17 protein-coding genes are annotated in these 15,509 nt (G+C 70.5%); 8 read left to right on the top strand and 9 right to left on the bottom strand.

The window, feature by feature from the left end:
* Nucleotides 1–3 precede the first annotated feature (3 nt).
* The 5 genes from kdpC to ABC304_RS01275 are packed head-to-tail and all read right to left on the bottom strand — an operon-like array spanning nt 4 to nt 4,686.
* Nucleotides 4–609 carry a potassium-transporting ATPase subunit KdpC gene (gene kdpC, locus ABC304_RS01295; RefSeq protein ID WP_412928517.1) on the bottom strand — a complete coding sequence of 202 codons (606 nt, stop codon included), beginning with the start codon at nt 607–609 and terminating at the stop codon, nt 4–6.
* An 11-nt stretch (nt 610–620) separates the two neighbouring features.
* Nucleotides 621–2,774 carry a potassium-transporting ATPase subunit KdpB gene (gene kdpB / locus ABC304_RS01290; protein ID WP_412928516.1) on the bottom strand — a complete coding sequence of 718 codons (2,154 nt, stop codon included), beginning with the start codon at nt 2,772–2,774 and terminating at the stop codon, nt 621–623.
* Nucleotide 2,775: 1 nt separating this feature from the next.
* A complete protein-coding gene (gene kdpA, locus ABC304_RS01285; protein WP_412928515.1) occupies nt 2,776–4,458 on the bottom strand; it encodes a potassium-transporting ATPase subunit KdpA in 1,683 nt (560 codons plus the stop codon).
* Nucleotide 4,459: 1 nt separating this feature from the next.
* Complete coding sequence (kdpF, locus tag ABC304_RS01280) at nt 4,460–4,549, bottom strand: K(+)-transporting ATPase subunit F (protein ID WP_412928514.1); 90 nt, start codon at nt 4,547–4,549, stop codon at nt 4,460–4,462.
* Nucleotides 4,546–4,686: a hypothetical protein gene (locus ABC304_RS01275; protein WP_412928513.1), complete on the bottom strand. Its 141-nt coding sequence runs from the start codon at nt 4,684–4,686 to the stop codon at nt 4,546–4,548. Before ABC304_RS01275 ends, kdpF begins: the two co-directional genes overlap by 4 nt.
* A gap of 235 nt (nt 4,687–4,921) precedes the next feature.
* Between ABC304_RS01275 and ABC304_RS01270 the strand changes: the two genes are divergently transcribed.
* From ABC304_RS01270 to ABC304_RS01255, 4 genes are read left to right on the top strand one after another with little or no spacing between them, the layout of a single operon-like run.
* Nucleotides 4,922–5,251 (top strand): PadR family transcriptional regulator, encoded by a 330-nt coding sequence (locus ABC304_RS01270; RefSeq protein ID WP_412928512.1) that lies wholly within the window; start codon nt 4,922–4,924, stop codon nt 5,249–5,251.
* Between the two features lies 1 nt (nt 5,252).
* Nucleotides 5,253–5,615: a DUF1048 domain-containing protein gene (locus ABC304_RS01265; RefSeq protein ID WP_412928511.1), complete on the top strand. Its 363-nt coding sequence runs from the start codon at nt 5,253–5,255 to the stop codon at nt 5,613–5,615.
* A 9-nt stretch (nt 5,616–5,624) separates the two neighbouring features.
* Entirely contained in the window at nt 5,625–6,389 is a 765-nt protein-coding gene (locus ABC304_RS01260; protein WP_412928510.1) for an ABC transporter ATP-binding protein, read from the top strand.
* An 8-nt stretch (nt 6,390–6,397) separates the two neighbouring features.
* Nucleotides 6,398–7,162: an ABC transporter permease gene (locus ABC304_RS01255; RefSeq protein ID WP_412928509.1), complete on the top strand. Its 765-nt coding sequence runs from the start codon at nt 6,398–6,400 to the stop codon at nt 7,160–7,162.
* A gap of 85 nt (nt 7,163–7,247) precedes the next feature.
* On the opposite strand, the gene ABC304_RS01250 is transcribed toward ABC304_RS01255, so the two are convergent.
* From ABC304_RS01250 to ABC304_RS01240, 3 genes are all read right to left on the bottom strand, one after another.
* Entirely contained in the window at nt 7,248–8,921 is a 1,674-nt protein-coding gene (locus ABC304_RS01250) for a cell wall-binding repeat-containing protein (protein ID WP_412928508.1), read from the bottom strand.
* A 163-nt stretch (nt 8,922–9,084) separates the two neighbouring features.
* Complete coding sequence (locus ABC304_RS01245; RefSeq protein WP_412928507.1) at nt 9,085–10,056, bottom strand: SRPBCC family protein; 972 nt, start codon at nt 10,054–10,056, stop codon at nt 9,085–9,087.
* 43 nt (nt 10,057–10,099) lie between these two features.
* On the bottom strand, nt 10,100–10,438 hold the full coding sequence (locus ABC304_RS01240) for an ArsR/SmtB family transcription factor (RefSeq protein ID WP_412928506.1): 339 nt from the start codon (nt 10,436–10,438) through the stop codon (nt 10,100–10,102).
* A gap of 129 nt (nt 10,439–10,567) precedes the next feature.
* On the opposite strand from ABC304_RS01240, the gene purL reads away from it, so the two are divergent.
* The 4 genes from purL to ABC304_RS01220 all read left to right on the top strand — a co-directional run bounded on the left by purL (nt 10,568) and on the right by ABC304_RS01220 (nt 14,903).
* Nucleotides 10,568–12,937, top strand: a complete 2,370-nt coding sequence (purL, locus tag ABC304_RS01235) for a phosphoribosylformylglycinamidine synthase subunit PurL (protein ID WP_412928505.1) — start codon at nt 10,568–10,570, stop codon at nt 12,935–12,937.
* Nucleotides 12,927–13,061 (top strand): hypothetical protein, encoded by a 135-nt coding sequence (locus ABC304_RS01230; RefSeq protein WP_277600948.1) that lies wholly within the window; start codon nt 12,927–12,929, stop codon nt 13,059–13,061. Before purL ends, ABC304_RS01230 begins: the two co-directional genes overlap by 11 nt.
* 81 nt (nt 13,062–13,142) lie before the next feature.
* Nucleotides 13,143–13,997 carry a hypothetical protein gene (locus tag ABC304_RS01225; RefSeq protein WP_412928504.1) on the top strand — a complete coding sequence of 285 codons (855 nt, stop codon included), beginning with the start codon at nt 13,143–13,145 and terminating at the stop codon, nt 13,995–13,997.
* A 39-nt stretch (nt 13,998–14,036) separates the two neighbouring features.
* Nucleotides 14,037–14,903: a hypothetical protein gene (locus ABC304_RS01220; RefSeq protein ID WP_412928503.1), complete on the top strand. Its 867-nt coding sequence runs from the start codon at nt 14,037–14,039 to the stop codon at nt 14,901–14,903.
* 96 nt (nt 14,904–14,999) lie between these two features.
* On the opposite strand, the gene ABC304_RS01215 is transcribed toward ABC304_RS01220, so the two are convergent.
* Complete coding sequence (locus tag ABC304_RS01215) at nt 15,000–15,392, bottom strand: DUF3253 domain-containing protein (protein ID WP_412928502.1); 393 nt, start codon at nt 15,390–15,392, stop codon at nt 15,000–15,002.
* Nucleotides 15,393–15,509 lie beyond the last annotated feature (117 nt).

Below are 15,509 nucleotides of genomic sequence, written 5' to 3'. Positions count from 1 at the left end.
CTCTCAGCGCGCGAGGGGCGCGCGCGCGTCCAGGGCGAGGTTCAGGGCGAGCACGTTGACGCGCGGCTCGCCGAGGAAGCCGAGGTCGCGGGGCAGCACCTGCGCGTCGACGAGCGCGTCGACATCGGACGCCGGGATGCCGCGGGCCGCGGCGACCCGATCGACCTGCAACCGCGCGTAGGCGACCGAGATGTCGGGGTCGAGCCCCGAGCCCGAGGCGGTGACGGCGTCGGCGGGGATGGATCCGGCGCCGTCGAGATCGGTCACCGCCGCCTTCCGCTCCTCGATCGCCGCGATGAGGTCGGCGTTCTCTGGACCGAGGTTCGACCCGCTGGAGGCCGCGGCGTCGTAGCCGTCGCCGGCGGCCGAGGGCCGCGACTGGAACCAGGCGGGGAGGGCTGCGCCGTCGGCATCCGTCCACGACTGCCCGATCAGCTGGGAGCCGATCACGGTGCCGTCGGCGTCGCGGACGAGGGAGCCGTTGGCCTGCGCGGGCAGTGCGACCTGGCCGATGAGGGTGATGACCAGCATGTAGCCGATGCCGAGGATGAGGGTGAAGAGGAGCATCGCGCGGACGGCGACGCCGGAGGTACGCAGGGTGGTGCGCATGTCGAGGCCTTTCAGAAGCCGGGGATGAGGCTCACGACGAGGTCGATGAGCTTGATGCCGATGAAGGGGACGATCACGCCGCCGAGCCCGTAGACGAGCAGGTTGCGGCTGAGGATCTGGGAGGCGCCGGCGGCGCGGTACTTCACACCGCGGAGCGCCAGCGGGATGAGGAACACGATGACGATCGCGTTGAAGATGATCGCGCTGGTCACCGCCGAGGCGGGCGACGACAGCTGCATCACGTTCAGGGCGGCGAGCCCCGGGAAGACGCCCATGAACATGGCGGGGATGATCGCGAAGTATTTCGCGACGTCGTTGGCCAGCGAGAACGTCGTCAGAGCGCCGCGCGTGATGAGGAGCTGCTTGCCGATGCGGACGATGTCGATGAGCTTGGTCGGGTCGGAGTCGAGGTCGACCATGTTGCCGGCCTCCTTCGCCGCCGACGTACCCGTGTTCATGGCGACGCCCACGTCGGCCTGCGCGAGCGCCGGCGCGTCGTTCGTGCCGTCGCCCGTCATCGCAACGAGGTTGCCGCCCTCCTGCTCGCGCCGGATGAGCGCCAGCTTGTCTTCGGGGGTGGCCTCGGCCAGGTAGTCGTCGACCCCCGCCTCGGCGGCGATGGCCTTGGCGGTCAGCGGGTTGTCGCCCGTGATCATGACGGTTCGGATGCCCATCGAGCGCAGCTCCTCGAAGCGCTCGCGGAGGCCGTCCTTGACGACGTCCTTGAGGTGGACGACGCCGAGCACGCGTCCCGCGCCCGCCGCGGAGAGGGTGGCCACGACGAGCGGCGTGCCGCCCGAGCCCGCGATGCGGTCGGTCTCGGCCGTCACCTGTGCGCGCAGCGCGCCGGCGACCGGGGAGCCCTCGGCGTCGAGCCAGGCGAGCACCGCCGACCCCGCACCCTTGCGCACCTGCGTGCCGTCGGCGAGGTCGAGACCCGACATGCGCGTCTGCGCGGTGAAGGGGACCGCGACCGCGCCCTGCGGCATCGTCGCGACGATCCGCTGCGAGGCCGCGAGCTCGACCACCGACGTGCCCTCCGGGGTGGGGTCGGCCAGCGACGACAGCGCCGCCGCCTCCGCCATCTCGCGGTCGTCCACTCCGGCCATCGCGACGAATTCGCTCGCGCGGCGGTTGCCGTAGGTGATGGTGCCGGTCTTGTCCAGGAGGAGCGTGGTCACGTCACCGGCGGCCTCGACGGCGCGGCCCGACATGGCGAGCACGTTGCGCTGCACGAGCCGGTCCATGCCGGCGATGCCGATCGCCGACAGGAGGGCGCCGATGGTCGTGGGGATGAGGCAGACCAGCAGGGCGACCAGCACGGGGATGCTGACGGGCGAGGCGGCGTAGGAGGCGATGGGGTTCATCACCAGCACGACGATGACGAAGACGATGGACAGGCTCGCCAGCAGGATGTTCAGCGCGATCTCGTTCGGGGTCCGCTGACGCGAGGCGCCCTCGACCAGCGCGATCATGCGGTCGACGAAGGTCTCCCCGGGCCTCGACGTGATCTGCACGACGATCCGGTCCGACAGCACGCGGGTGCCGCCGGTGACGGCGCTGCGGTCCCCGCCGGATTCGCGGACGACGGGCGCGGACTCGCCGGTGATGGCCGATTCGTCGACCGTCGCGATGCCGTTGACGATGTCGCCGTCGCCGGGGATCAGCTCGCCCGCGGTGACGAGCACCACGTCTCCGAGGCGGAGGTCGCCCGAGGGCACGTCCTCGACCGTCGCAGCGGATGCCGCGGCATCCGCCGTCGCGTCGTAGGCGATCACGCGGCGTGCGGTGGTGCTCGTGCGCGTCTTGCGCAGCGTGGCGGCCTGCGCCTTGCCGCGGCCCTCCGCCACCGCCTCGGCGATGTTCGCGAAGAACACCGTGAGCCAGAGCCAGACGGCGATGCCCCACGTGAAGCCGGCCGGCACCGGAGCGCCGCCGGACGACTCGGGGCCGCCCAGGAACGGCTCGGCGATCGCGATCAGCGTGGTCAGCGCAGCGCCGACCCAGACGAGGAACATGACGGGGTTGCGCCACTGCGACGCCGGGTTGAGCTTGCGCAGCGCCCCGGGGACGGCCTGCACGATCTGCGCTGCGCTGAACGCGCGCCGGGGCGCGGGGTCGGCGACGGGTTCGGGTGCCGCGGGGCGGGTGAGGGTGGTGGACATGTCAGGAGAGTCCTTCGGCGAGAGGTCCCAGGGTCAGGACCGGGAAGTAGGTGAGGGCGGTGACGATGATCGCCACGCCCGCGAGGAGACCGGCGAACTGCGGCCGGTGGGTGGGGAGCGTCCCGGCGGTGGCCGGCACCTTGTCCTGGGCCGCCAGCGAGCCGGCGAGCGCCAGCACGAGCACGATCGGCAGGAAGCGGCCGAGCAGCATCGCCACGCCCAGTGCGGTGTTGAACCACGGGGTGTTGGCGGTGAGGCCCGCGAACGCGGAGCCGTTGTTGTTCGAGGCCGACGTGAAGGCGTAGAGCACCTCGCTCAGGCCGTGGACGCCGGGGTTCCAGATCGACGTCGCCTCGACGTCCGCGCGGACGGCGGGGATGGCGAAGCTCAGGGCGGTGCCGGCCAGCACGAGCGTCGGCGTGACCAGGATGTAGAGGCTCGCGAGCTTGATCTCGCGCGGCCCGATCTTTTTTCCCAGGTACTCCGGCGTGCGGCCGATCAGCAGTCCGCCGATGAACACCGCCAGCACGGCGAGGACCAGCATCCCGTACAGTCCGGAGCCCACACCGCCGGGGGCGATCTCGCCGAGCATCATGTTGAGCATCGGCATCATGCCGCCCACCGCGGTATAGCTGTCGTGCATCGAGTCGACCGCTCCGGTGGAGGTCAGCGTGCTCGTGCTGCCGAACAGCGTCGAGCCGAAGATGCCGAACCGCACCTCCTTGCCCTCCATCGCCCCGCCCGCCAGCTGCGGCGCCGTGCCCGCACCGCCGGCCTCGAGCGCGGTGAGGATCGCCGTCGAGGCCACGAAGATCGCGGCCATGACGCCGAGGATCGCGTAGCCCTGGCGATCGTCTCTGACGATGCGGCCGAAGGCGCGCGGCAGCGAGAACGGGATCACCAGCATCAGGAAGATCTGGAACAGGTTCGTCCACGGCGTCGGGTTCTCGAACGGGTGCGCGGAGTTGACGTTGAAGAATCCGCCGCCGTTGGTGCCGAGGAGCTTGATCGCCTCCTGCGAGGCGACGGGGCCGCCGGGGAGTGACTGCGCGGCACCGGTGAGGGTCGCGGCATCCGTCGTGCCCGACAGGTTCTGGATCACGCCGCCGGCCAGCAGCACCACGGCGGCGACGACCGCCATCGGCAGCAGCAGCCGGTAGGTGCCGCGCACGAGGTCGACCCAGAAGTTGCCGATGACGCCGCTGCGCCGATAGGCGAAGCCGCGGACGAGCGCGACGGCCACCGCGATGCCGACGGCGGCGGAGACGAAGTTCTGCACCGCGAGCGCGGCGAACTGCACGGTGTAGCCGAGGGTCGCCTCGCCGGAGTACGACTGCCAGTTCGTGTTGGTGACGAACGAGATCGCGGTGTTGAACGACAGCGCCTCGCTCGGCGCCCCGAGTCCCAGCGAGTAGGGGAGGAACTGCTGCAGCCGCATGATCGCGTAGACGAACACGACGCCGACGACCGAGAACAGCAGGACGGAGCGGACGTAGGCCTGCCACGTCTGCGAGCCGGCCGCGTCGACGCCGATCAGTCGGTAGGTGGCGCGCTCGGCCCGCGAGTCCTTTGCGGAGGTGTAGACGTGGGCGATGTAGTCGCCGAGCGGGCGGTAGGCCAGCCCCAGGGCGAGGATGAGGGTCGTGCTCGTGAGGACGATCGACCAGATGACACCGGCGTCCACGTCAGAACCTCTCGGGCCGCACGAGGGCCACCACGAGGTAGACGACGGCGGCGAGGGCGAGGACGGCGGCGATGACGGCGAAGACCATCATCCCCGGTCCCCTCCCCGCATCGCTTCGCGCTGGGGCGAGACTCCGGACCGTGGGCCCAGTCGTTCGACCCCCTTCGCCACCAGGGCGACGAGCGCGAACAGCGCCAGCGTCGCGACGATGAAGACCACATCGAGCACGGGAACTCCTGAGAAGACGACGACCGCGGCAGGGCACGCGGGTGCCCGGTGCGGGGCACGGATTCGATGCAATACCCGTCGGATGCCGCCTCCCGGCGTCCTCACGGAATCCATACGGCCGTGCACACGGCCCTCACGGAATCCACACGGTCCGGTATTCGGTGTTGCTGAGTGCCGGTACTCAGCGTTACTATCTAGCGGTAGTCAGCAACACTGAGTAGCGAGGAGGGTCGCGATGGGCAAGCCGGACACGGAGATGCTCAAGGGCGTCCTCGAAGGGATCGTCCTGGCCGTGCTGGCCCGGCGCCCGGCCTACGGGTACGAGATCACGGCCGACCTGCGCGCGCGGGGGTTCGCCGACATCGCGGAGGGCACGATCTATGCGCTCCTCCTGCGCATCGAGCAGCGCGGAATGGTCGACGTGGAGAAAGTCCCCTCGGAGAAGGGGCCGCCCCGCAAGGTCTACGCGCTCAACGACACGGGGCGGGATCAGCTCGCCGACTTCTGGAACACCTGGGGCTCACTCGCCGACCGGCTCGAGCACCTGCGGATCGAAGGGAACTGACATGGCTTGGTACGAGAAGATCATCGGCGACCTGGGCGACAAGAAGCGCTATCTCGCCTACAGGGCGCGCATGAAGAGGCTGCCCGCGCCCTACCGCTCCGCCGCGGCGGGACTCGAACGCTATCTCCTGCACCTCGGCCCGAGCAACGACGGCGCCAGCCTGATCCGCATGCTCGACGACCTCGGCGACCTGCTCGAGCAGAGCGCGGCCGATGCCATCCCGATCCGCGACGTCGTCGGAGACGACCCCGTCGCCTTCGCCGACACGTTCATGGAGAACTACGGCGGCGGCAGCTGGATCCGCTCCGAGCAGACCCGCCTGCGCGACGCCATCGCGGGGGCCGAGGCCGAGCAGATCGGCTGAGGAGGATCCATGTCCACCGCCATCCGCGTCCGCGGCCTCGAGAAGGCCTACACGGACGTGCCCGTGCTGCGAGGCGTCGACCTCGACGTCGCCCGCGGCAGTGTCTTCGCCCTGCTCGGCTCGAACGGCGCCGGCAAGACCACCGTCATCCGCATCCTCTCGACCCTGCTTCGCGCCGACGCCGGCGAGGCGATGGTCGCCGACCTCGACGTCGCGGCCCGACCCGCCGAGGTTCGTGCGGCGATCAGCCTCACCGGGCAGTTCGCGGCCGTCGACGAGGTGCTCACGGGTAGCGAGAACCTCGTGCTCGTGGCGAGACTCCGCCACCAGGCCGACCCCCGCGGCATCGCCGAGCGCCTCCTCTCCCGCTTCGGGCTGACGGATGCCGCAGGCCGTCGTGTCGCGACGTACTCGGGCGGCATGCGGCGCCGGCTCGACATCGCCATGAGCCTCATCGGCGACCCCGCCGTCGTGTTCCTCGACGAGCCCACGACCGGACTGGACCCGGAGGCGCGCATCGAGGTGTGGAAGGCGGTACGGGAGCTGGCGGCATCCGGTACGACCGTCCTGCTCACCACCCAGTACCTCGAGGAGGCCGAGCAGCTCGCCGACCGCATCGCGGTGCTGCACGAGGGCCGCATCATCGCCGACGGAACGCTGGCCGAGCTCAAGGCGCTCATGCCCGCGGCGACCGTCGAGTACGTCGAGAAGCAGCCGAGCCTGGAGGAGATCTTCCTCGCGCTCATCGGCCACGACACCCACCACGAATCCTGAGGAGCATCATGCGCACGCGTTTCTTCGGCGACACCGCCGTGCTGACCGGGCGGTCGCTCCGTCACATCCTCCGCAGCCCCGACACGATCATCACCACCGCGATCATGCCCATCGCTCTGCTCCTGCTGTTCGTGTTCGTCTTCGGGGGAGCCATCGCCGCCGACACGGGAAGCTCCTACGTCGACTACCTGCTGCCGGGCATCCTTCTCATCACGATCGCCTCGGGCATCTCGTACACGGCGTACCGCCTGTTCCTCGATCTTCAGGGCGGGATCCTCGAGCGGTTCCAGTCGATGCCGATCGCACGATCGGCGACCCTGTGGGCGCATGTGCTCACGTCGCTCGCGGCGAACCTCGTCTCGCTCGCCGTCGTGGTGGGGGTGGCGCTGCTGATCGGGTTCCGCTCGTCCGCGGGGGTGCTCGGGTGGCTGGCCGTGGTCGGCATCCTGGCCCTCTTCACGCTCGCCCTCACCTGGCTGGCCGTCATCCCCGGTCTCACCGCGACGTCGGTCGACGGGGCGAGCGCCTTCTCGTACCCGCTCATCTTCCTGCCGTTCCTGAGCTCCGCATTCGTGCCGACCGCCACCATGCCGGGGCCGGTGCGCTGGTTCGCCGAGAACCAGCCGGTGACCTCGATCGTCGACAGCATCCGGGCACTGCTCGCCGGCCGCCCGGTCGGCGACGACCTGTGGGTCGCGCTCGCGTGGTGCCTCGGCATCCTCATCGTCGCGTTCGTCGCGGCGATGACGATCCACCGCCGCCGCCTGCGCTGACCGGCGCCGGCCAGCGGCGCGGTGGCGGACATAGGGCCGAGGGGTCAGATACGCGCGGAGGCGGCGCCACCCGCACGAGGCCCACTCAGGGGGCTGAGAGGTACCCGTCGAGGGAATCGAAGACCGCGTCGCTGACGGATGCGTCACTGCCGAGCACCACGATCTTGCGCGGCTTGAGTCGCGTCAGTTCCGCAGCGATCACCGCCGGCACCGCATCCGTCCCCGTCAGCAGCACCGGTCCACGCTGGATACCCGCGATCGGCGCACCCGACAAGGCGTCGGGGAAATTCGTGCCCCGAGCCAGATACACGACCGGCACCCCGGGGGAGAATGCCCGCTGGCTGATAGCCGCCGACGTCGCGTAGCGATCGACGCCCGAGATGCGCTCCACCGCCGACACCGAGCCACTGGCGGAGTACTGCGCCACCGACCGGAACACTGCCTCACTGATCGACTCGGCGCTACCCAGCACGACGATCTTCTTCGGCTTCAACCGCGCCAGCTCGTCCGCAATCACCGCCGGCACCGCATCCGTCCCGGTCAGAAGCACAGGGGCGCCCTGCATCGCCGCCACCGGGGCGGCAGACAGCGCGTCAGGGAAATTTGTCCCCTTGGCCAGATAGGCGACCGGCACCCCAGGAGAGAACGTGCGCGCACTGATGGCCGCCGACGTCGCATATCGATCCGCACCTTCCAGACGCGATACCGCTTTCGCGGAACCACTCGCCGTATATCTCGGCAACTCGTCGAACACCGCCGCACTCACCGATGCGGTGCTTCCGAGCACGACGATCTTCGCCGGCTTCAATCGCACCAACTCCGCCTTGATCGGCGCCGGGATGCTGTTCGTATCGGTCAGCAGCACCGCACCGCCCTGCACACCCGCCACCGGGGCACCCGACAGCGCGTCAGGGAAGTTCGACCCCTTCGCGATGTACACCACCGGAACGCCCGCACCAACCGCATTCGCGGTGATCGCAGCCGATGTCGCATACCGGTCCACGCCCGCCAGGCGAATGACAGCGGCACAGTTCGGGATGTGGATCACCCGGTCATAAGCACCGCCGTAGCCCCCGCTGCTGCGGGAAACGCCGTAAGCGACACTGACGGTGTACACGCCCGGCCCGGCCGTGCCCGTGAAGGTTCTCACTCCGCTCGGTTTCGGCCCGGTCATCGTCACAGCGTCACCGATCGAGACCTCGTCGTACGTCGACATGTTCGACGCGCTCGGGTCCAGGGTCAGAGTCGTCCCTGCCGGGAGCGCACTGTATGCCAGAGTCGCCGTGAGTCGCGCGCTCTGCCCGACGCAGGTCGCCGTCGCTGTCAGCTCCTCATCGCCCGAGTCGGAGCAGTCCTCGGGGAACCGGAACTGCTTCTCGGCGACGGGGGTGCCGTTGATGGAGACCACGTAGGAGTACAGGTCCGGCGGGAAGGCTCCGAAGGTGGAGTCATGCCACGCGCCGTCCTCGTAGAAGCCCTTCCGGTCCACGTGGATGTCGTTGACGTAGGCGTCGAGCCGTCCGGAGATCGCAGGCTGCGCCTCGCCGGCAGAGAGGTCCAGCGCGACGTCTGCGGAGGGAGCCAGCCCGCCCTGTGCGCAACGGAACTCGATCGACGCGTCGACGTTCGAGTACGCCTGGGCCGCCGTCGGCACCGCTATTCCCACCGCGCACACGAGCACAGCACAGGCCATCGCCAGACGCATCAGCCCTCGGCGCGCACGTGTGAACATCATCGGATTCCCCCAGGTCTCGGACATCGGCGAGGTCGAGCACCTCGCCGTGCAGCTGCAGACATCCGCCCCCGGGCGTCCCCCTCCGCGCGATCAAGATATCGGATCCATCCGGACACCGACAGCTCTGATTCCCTCCGCCAAGCGCAGGCCCATCCCCAAGCTGCATTGATGCGCGCGGCGCCGAAGGTCACGCCAGGACCAGCGACTCCAGCCGCGCGTAGGACGTCTCCATGCCCTCCGTCATGCCGGTCGCGAGGACCATGTCGCGGGTCGCGGCATCCGGGTACTCGATCAGCAGCGTCAGCAGCGTCGCGCCGTCCTCCTCGTAGAGGCTCAGGTCGTTGAGGGTGCCGGGGCCGTCCATGCCGATCATCCGCTCGGTGGTCACGGCGCGGCGTCCGGGTTCGACGAGGACGAGCTCGCCCTCGAAGCCGAAGCCCTCGCCGCCGCCGACCGGCTCCCACACGTAGCGGTACGAGTCGCCGACCTCGGTCGCGACTTCGGCGACGGGCATGGTCCACCCGTCGGGACCCAGCAGCCACTGCTTCATCAGCTCGGCGTCGTGGTGCGCGCGCCACACGAGCTCGCGCGGGCCGTCGATCAGCCGCGTGATGCGCACGTGCTGATCGCTGAGGATCTCGGTGCGGGTGCCCTTGCCCTGCGCGTAGTCGCGGAGGTCCTGCAGGACGGTGTCGAGCTGATTGAGCGCGAGGGTCGTGCCCTCGATCATGCCCATCGCCTTCAGCTGCTCGAGAGCCTCGACCGACGGGAAGTGCGTGACGGCGCGCAGCCGCGACCCTGCCTCGGTGCTCTCGAACGAGAAGGTCGCGCGCGAGGCGGGCAGGTCGGGGTTGGACTCGCCGTTCTCGTCGGCGAACGTGTCGATCACCTCGAAACCGGCCGGTTCGTCGATGCGCGTGAACTCCCAGCGCCCGCCCGCCCTTTCGCCGTGCGGTCCGGTCATCGCGTAGAGGGCGATGCCGCCGGGTGTGAGGTCGAACGCGGTGAACGTGGCCGGCCATCCCGGAGGGCCCCAGAAGCGCTCGAGCTGGCGCGGGTCGGTGAACGCCTTCCAGAGACGTTCGCGGGGTGCGGTGAAGTCGGCGACGAGGGTGAGGGTGAGGGCCTCGGGGTCGGTCGTGACGGATGTGACGGGCATGGCGTTCTCCTTCGAGCGTGGTGGATGCCGCGGCATCCGGTCGTCAGTCTTCTTCGGCGAGCAGGGAGTCGAGGCGGTCGATGCGCGAGCGCCAGAGACGCTCGTACTCGGCCAGGAGCGATCGGGCTCGGGCGATGGTGTCCGGATCGGCGCGCACGAGGCGCTCCCTTCCTTCGGCCCGCTTCACGATGAGGTGGGCGGCTTCGAGCACCGCCACGTGCTTCTGCACGGCGGCGAAGCTCATCTCGTAGTCGGCGGCGAGCGCGGAGACCGACTGCTCGCCGTCGATGGTGCGGCGCAGGATGTCGCGCCGCGTCGCGTCGGCGAGGGCCCGGAAGATCCGGTCCACGTCGGCGTCGCTGAGTTCGTGTTCTACAACCATTTGGTTGTACGTTAGCGCGGCACGGAGGCTTCGTCAACACCCGGATGCCGCGGCCGCCGCGGCTCGCATGCGAGTCCGGGCCGCGCGCCTAGACTGGGGGCGCAACCTTCGATCCGGGAGTTCAGCCGCGTGACCAGCCCCTCAGCACCCGCCGCGGCCGCGGCATCCGTTCCCGTCATCGACTCCGTCGACAACGCCGCAGCCACTCCGGAGAAGGAGCAGCCGTACGCGGCCCTGGGCCTCAAGCCCGACGAGTACGCGAAGATCCGCGAGATCCTGGGCCGCCGCCCCACCAGCGGCGAGCTGGCGATGTACTCCGTCATGTGGTCGGAGCACTGCTCCTACAAGTCGAGCAAGATCTACCTCCGCCAGTTCGGCCAGAAGGTCTCGGACGAGATGAAGACCCGCCTCATGGTGGGCATGGGCCAGAACGCCGGCGTCGTCGACGTCGGCGAGGGCTGGGCGGTCACCTTCAAGGTCGAGTCGCACAACCACCCGAGCTACATCGAACCCTTCCAGGGCGCGGCCACGGGCGTCGGCGGCATCGTCCGCGACATCATCTCGATGGGTGCGCGCCCGGTCGCGATCATGGACCAGCTGCGCTTCGGCGCCATCGACGACCCCGACACCGCGCGCGTCGTGCACGGCGTCGTGTCGGGCATCTCGTTCTACGGCAACTGCCTCGGACTGCCGAACATCGGCGGCGAGACGGTCTTCGACTCGGTCTACCAGGCCAACCCGCTCGTCAACGCCCTCGCCGTGGGCGTCATGCGCCACGAGGACATCAAGCTCGCCAACGCCTCCGGCGCCGGCAACAAGGTCGTGCTGTTCGGCGCCCGCACCGGCGGCGACGGCATCGGCGGAGCATCCATCCTCGCCTCCGACACCTTCTCGGAGGGCGGCCCCACCAAGCGCCCCGCGGTGCAGGTCGGCGACCCGTTCGCCGAGAAGGTGCTCATCGAGTGCTGCCTCGAGCTCTACCGCGACGACCTCGTCGAGGCGATTCAGGATCTCGGCGCCGCCGGCATCTCGTGCGCGACCAGCGAGCTGGCCGCCAACGGCAACAGCGGCATGCATGTCTCGCTCGACGACGTGCTGCTGCGCGATCCCTCGCTGACGGCGGAGGAGATCCTCATGTCGGAGTCGCAGGAGCGCATGATGGCGATCGTCGCGCCCGAGAAGCTCGACGCGTTCCTGGCCGTCGTCGGCAAGTGGGACGTCGAGACGAGCGTGCTGGGCGAGGTCACCGGCGACGGACGTCTCGTCATCGACTGGCACGGCGTGCGCATCGTCGACGTCGACCCCTCCACCGTCGCCGTCGACGGGCCGGTCTACGAGCGCCCCGTCGCCTACCCGACCTGGATCGACGCGCTGCGCGAGGACTCCGCCGCCGCCCTCCCCCGCTCGAGCGACCCCGAGACGCTCCGCGACGAGTTCGTGAAGCTGCTGACCAGCCCCAACCTCGCCGACACCTCGTGGGTCACCAACCAGTACGACTACTACGTGCTCGGCAACACCGCCCTGAGCTTCCCCGACGACGCCGGCATGGTGCGCGTCGACGAGGAGTCGGGCCTGGGCTTCGCGATCGCGACCGACTGCAACGGCCGGTACTGTCAGCTCGACCCCTACCAGGGCGCCAAGCTCGCCCTCGCCGAGGCGTACCGCAACGTCGCCGTCACCGGCGCGATCCCCACGGCCGTCACCGACTGCCTGAACTTCGGCAGCCCGGAGAACCCCGAGGTCATGTGGCAGTTCAGCCAGGCCGTCGAGGGACTCTCCGACGGCTGCCTCGAGCTCGGCATCCCCGTCACGGGCGGCAACGTCTCCTTCTACAACCAGACCGGCGACGTGCCGATCCACCCGACCCCCGTCGTCGGCGTGCTGGGCATCATCGACGACGTCGCCCGCCGCGTTCCGAGCGGCTGGCAGGACGCCGGCGAGAACATCTACCTCCTCGGCGTCACCGCCACCGAGCTCAGCGGATCGCAGTGGGCCGGCACCATCCACGGCCACCTCGGCGGTCGGCCGCCCGCGGTCGACCTCGCGCAGGAGAAGCGCCTCGCGCAGCTGCTGCACGCGGCCTCCCAGCAGTCGCTGATCTCCAGCGCCCACGACCTGTCGTCGGGCGGTCTCGCCCAGGCCCTCGCCGAGGCCGTGCTGCGCTTCGGCGTCGGAGCGCGCGTCTGGCTGCGCGAGATCATGGAGCGCGACGGGGTGGATGCTGCAGCCGCCCTCTTCGCGGAGTCCACCGGTCGCGTCATCGTGTCGGTGCCGCGAGAGGACGACGTCAAGTTCCGCGGGCTGTGCGACGGCCGCGGCTACCCCGTGCTGCGCATCGGCGTGACAGACGTGGCGGAGGACGGCTCCTCGGCCCTCGAGGTGCAGGACGTCTTCACGCTCACCACGCCGGAGCTGCGTGCCTTGTCGACCGCGACGCTGCCGGCCGCCTTCGGCCCGACGGTGACCGAGCCTGTGGAAGGGGACGCCCGTGTCCGATGACGACGAGTACGCCGGCTTCGACGCCGTACGCCAGCGCCGCGTCAAGATCGTGGCGTGGGTGGTGATCGTCGCCCTCATCCTGGTCGGCGGCGGCGCGACCGTCATCGCCCTCCTCTTCGGCTGACGTCCCTCCCCCTCGGCTGACGGCCCTCCCCTTCGGCTGACGTCCCTCCCCGCCCCGAAGGGCGGCGGTTAGCATGAGGAGATGGAACCGCTGCTCCTTCTGGCTCAGTGGTGGTGGGTCGCCCCCACCGCCGTCGCCGGTGGAGCCGCGACCCTGGTGGGTCTGCGTGTGAACCGCCGCCTGAAGCCGCACCGCGCCATGCCCCGCGGCGCCGCACGTCGCCTGGAGCTGGATGCCGCGCTGCACGACCTCCAGGAGGCTCGGGATGCCGCGGTCCGCGGCCGCGCGGAGGTGCAGGCCGCGCAGGCCGACCTCCTGCGGCTGCAGGCCGACCAGACCCGCGCGCAGTCCGTCGTGCCCGCCGCGCTGGCCGGAGCCAAGCGCCGGCTGCAGGTGGCGCAGCGCGAGGTGAAGGCGTCGGCGGCCGACGTCCGCGCGCGCCGGGCCGCCGTCAAGGCTGCCCGCTCGACCATGCCTCCGGTGGGATCCGCCCGCGAGTTCCACCCCCTGACCCGCCTCATGCGCGAGCACGACGCCGTTCTCGTGCGGTGGATGGCCTACGAGACCGATCCCGCCCTGGCGATCGCCTACCCGTCGATGAGCGACGTGCGCAATCCCGCACTGTCGGCGTTCCTGCAGGCCCAGTCGCAGGCGCAGTGGCTGCGTCCGTCGGCATCCGACGCCCGCACGACGCCGTCCGCCTATGCCGCCTACCGCGACGCGGTCCGTCGCCTGCGGCAGACGTTCGACACCGCCGAGCAGGAGGCCCGCGGCCGCACGCGCCCGGCCGGCCCCGGCAGCGGCGGCGCGGACGGCCGGGGCGAGGCCTGGGGCGACGTCGCCAAGGACATCTGGGACGGGGCGTCACGCACCGCCGAGGCCGTCGCACGGGCCGCCGCCGCGTGGGGCGGACGGCGACCTGACAAGCGTCCCTGATCCGGACTCCCCCATTCCGGCGCGGTCTAGCATGGCCCCGTGGAGTGGTGGAATTTCTGGTGGATCATCTTCCCCCTGATGGGGGTCGCCGGTGGTGCCGCCAAGGCGTGGGAGCGCGGAGCGCGCGCACGTCACGAGCGCCGGCTCGAGGTCATGCGGGCGAAGGCCGAGCTGCGCGTCGCACGCACGGGCGCCATCGCGACGGCACCCGCCGCGGCGCCGGAGGCTGAGGCGCCGCACCGCCAGCAGCTGCAGAAGCTCTTCGCTGCGCACGATGACGTCACGCACCGCTGGCTCGACTACGAGCTCGACGTCGCGAAGCTCATCGCGTTCCCCGCGATGAGCGACGGCCGCCAGCCGCTGACGGCGGCCTTCCTCCGCGCCAAGAAGATCGCCGACGGCCTGCGGCCCGACTCCGTCGACGTCCGCATCGCGAAGGACCAGCTGGCCGAGTACCGCGCCGCCGTCACCGACTACGAGGTCGCCTTCGACGTCGCCGAGCGCGACGCGCGGCGCATCCGCGACTCCTCGTTCAGCGACGCCGAGCGCAAGCGTCTCGACACCGCGAAGCAGCTGCTCACCGTCGCCATCGACCAGGCGGCCACGCCCGCCGAGCGTCAGCTCGCCTACCGGCGCGTGCGCGAGGAGCTCGACGGACTGATCTCCGTGTCCGACGAGGCGATCGACGTCCTGGAGAAGAAGGTGGCGCTCGAGCTCACCACCGGGACGACGGACGCCGCGCCCCCACGGCAGGCCGCATCATCGACGGATGCCGCGGCCACCCCCGCCGCCGGAGCGACGGCAGCCGACACCGAGCGTCGGCCGGTGCCACCGGCATCCGTCCGCCCGTCTGCGGCGCCGGTGACGGCTCCCGGCCGCGTCGTCCACCCCAAGCCCTCGCACTGAATGGCCGTACCTGGCGCTGAGCGCCGGCCGGACTCGCGTGGAGCGCCGGCTCGCGCTGAGCGCCGGACTTCTCGCTGAGCGCCGGCGCGAGTCGCGTCAGCGCGCGCGGCGGATGCGTATCGGACCCTTCGCGGTCGACGGGTCGACCACCGTGCCGCGCTGCGTGATCTCGACCTCACCCTCCGCGACCAGCCGGCGCGCGGCGCGACGGGCGGGTTCCATCAGGTCGCGCCACTCCTCGCCGCCGACGGCGCGGGCCGCCTCCGACGGGCAGATCGTGGCATCCTGGGCGCGCTTCGCCAGAAGCTCGCGGATCGACGCGGTCAGGCGTTCGTCGACGCTGCTCACGCCGCGGCGGCGGCAGGCGTCGGAGCAGTAGCGCACCTCGTCCCAGTTCGACGCCCACTTCTTGCGCCACTGCATCTCGCGCCCGCACGAGGCGCAGACCTTCGACGGCGGCGCCGCCGTGGTGCTGCGGTCTCGACCCATAGACCCATTCTCTCGGCGACGGACGGGCTCAGGGCCGCTGCCGCAGGACTGCCCTTGACAGCGGCACGATCCCCGTTGCATGGTTAGTCAGTCAAGTAATGAACCACTGAACGAGGT

The organism is Microbacterium jepli, assembly GCF_047237905.1.
GTDB lineage: Bacteria > Actinomycetota > Actinomycetes > Actinomycetales > Microbacteriaceae > Microbacterium.
This window is presented reverse-complemented; position numbering and strand designations above follow the sequence as displayed.

What these genes read in the sequence shown, in the direction of transcription:
- kdpC (WP_412928517.1), bottom strand. Translation starts at nt 609, where the DNA reads ATGCGCACCACCCTGCGTACCTCCGGCGTCGCCGTCCGCGCGATGCTC.
- kdpB (WP_412928516.1), bottom strand. Translation starts at nt 2,774, where the DNA reads ATGTCCACCACCCTCACCCGCCCCGCGGCACCCGAACCCGTCGCCGAC.
- kdpF (WP_412928514.1), bottom strand. Translation starts at nt 4,549, where the DNA reads ATGATGGTCTTCGCCGTCATCGCCGCCGTCCTCGCCCTCGCCGCCGTC.
- ABC304_RS01270 (WP_412928512.1), top strand. Translation starts at nt 4,922, where the DNA reads ATGGGCAAGCCGGACACGGAGATGCTCAAGGGCGTCCTCGAAGGGATC.
- ABC304_RS01265 (WP_412928511.1), top strand. Translation starts at nt 5,253, where the DNA reads ATGGCTTGGTACGAGAAGATCATCGGCGACCTGGGCGACAAGAAGCGC.
- ABC304_RS01260 (WP_412928510.1), top strand. Translation starts at nt 5,625, where the DNA reads ATGTCCACCGCCATCCGCGTCCGCGGCCTCGAGAAGGCCTACACGGAC.
- ABC304_RS01255 (WP_412928509.1), top strand. Translation starts at nt 6,398, where the DNA reads ATGCGCACGCGTTTCTTCGGCGACACCGCCGTGCTGACCGGGCGGTCG.
- ABC304_RS01250 (WP_412928508.1), bottom strand. Translation starts at nt 8,921, where the DNA reads ATGTCCGAGACCTGGGGGAATCCGATGATGTTCACACGTGCGCGCCGA.
- ABC304_RS01245 (WP_412928507.1), bottom strand. Translation starts at nt 10,056, where the DNA reads ATGCCCGTCACATCCGTCACGACCGACCCCGAGGCCCTCACCCTCACC.
- ABC304_RS01240 (WP_412928506.1), bottom strand. Translation starts at nt 10,438, where the DNA reads ATGGTTGTAGAACACGAACTCAGCGACGCCGACGTGGACCGGATCTTC.
- ABC304_RS01225 (WP_412928504.1), top strand. Translation starts at nt 13,143, where the DNA reads ATGGAACCGCTGCTCCTTCTGGCTCAGTGGTGGTGGGTCGCCCCCACC.
- ABC304_RS01215 (WP_412928502.1), bottom strand. Translation starts at nt 15,392, where the DNA reads ATGGGTCGAGACCGCAGCACCACGGCGGCGCCGCCGTCGAAGGTCTGC.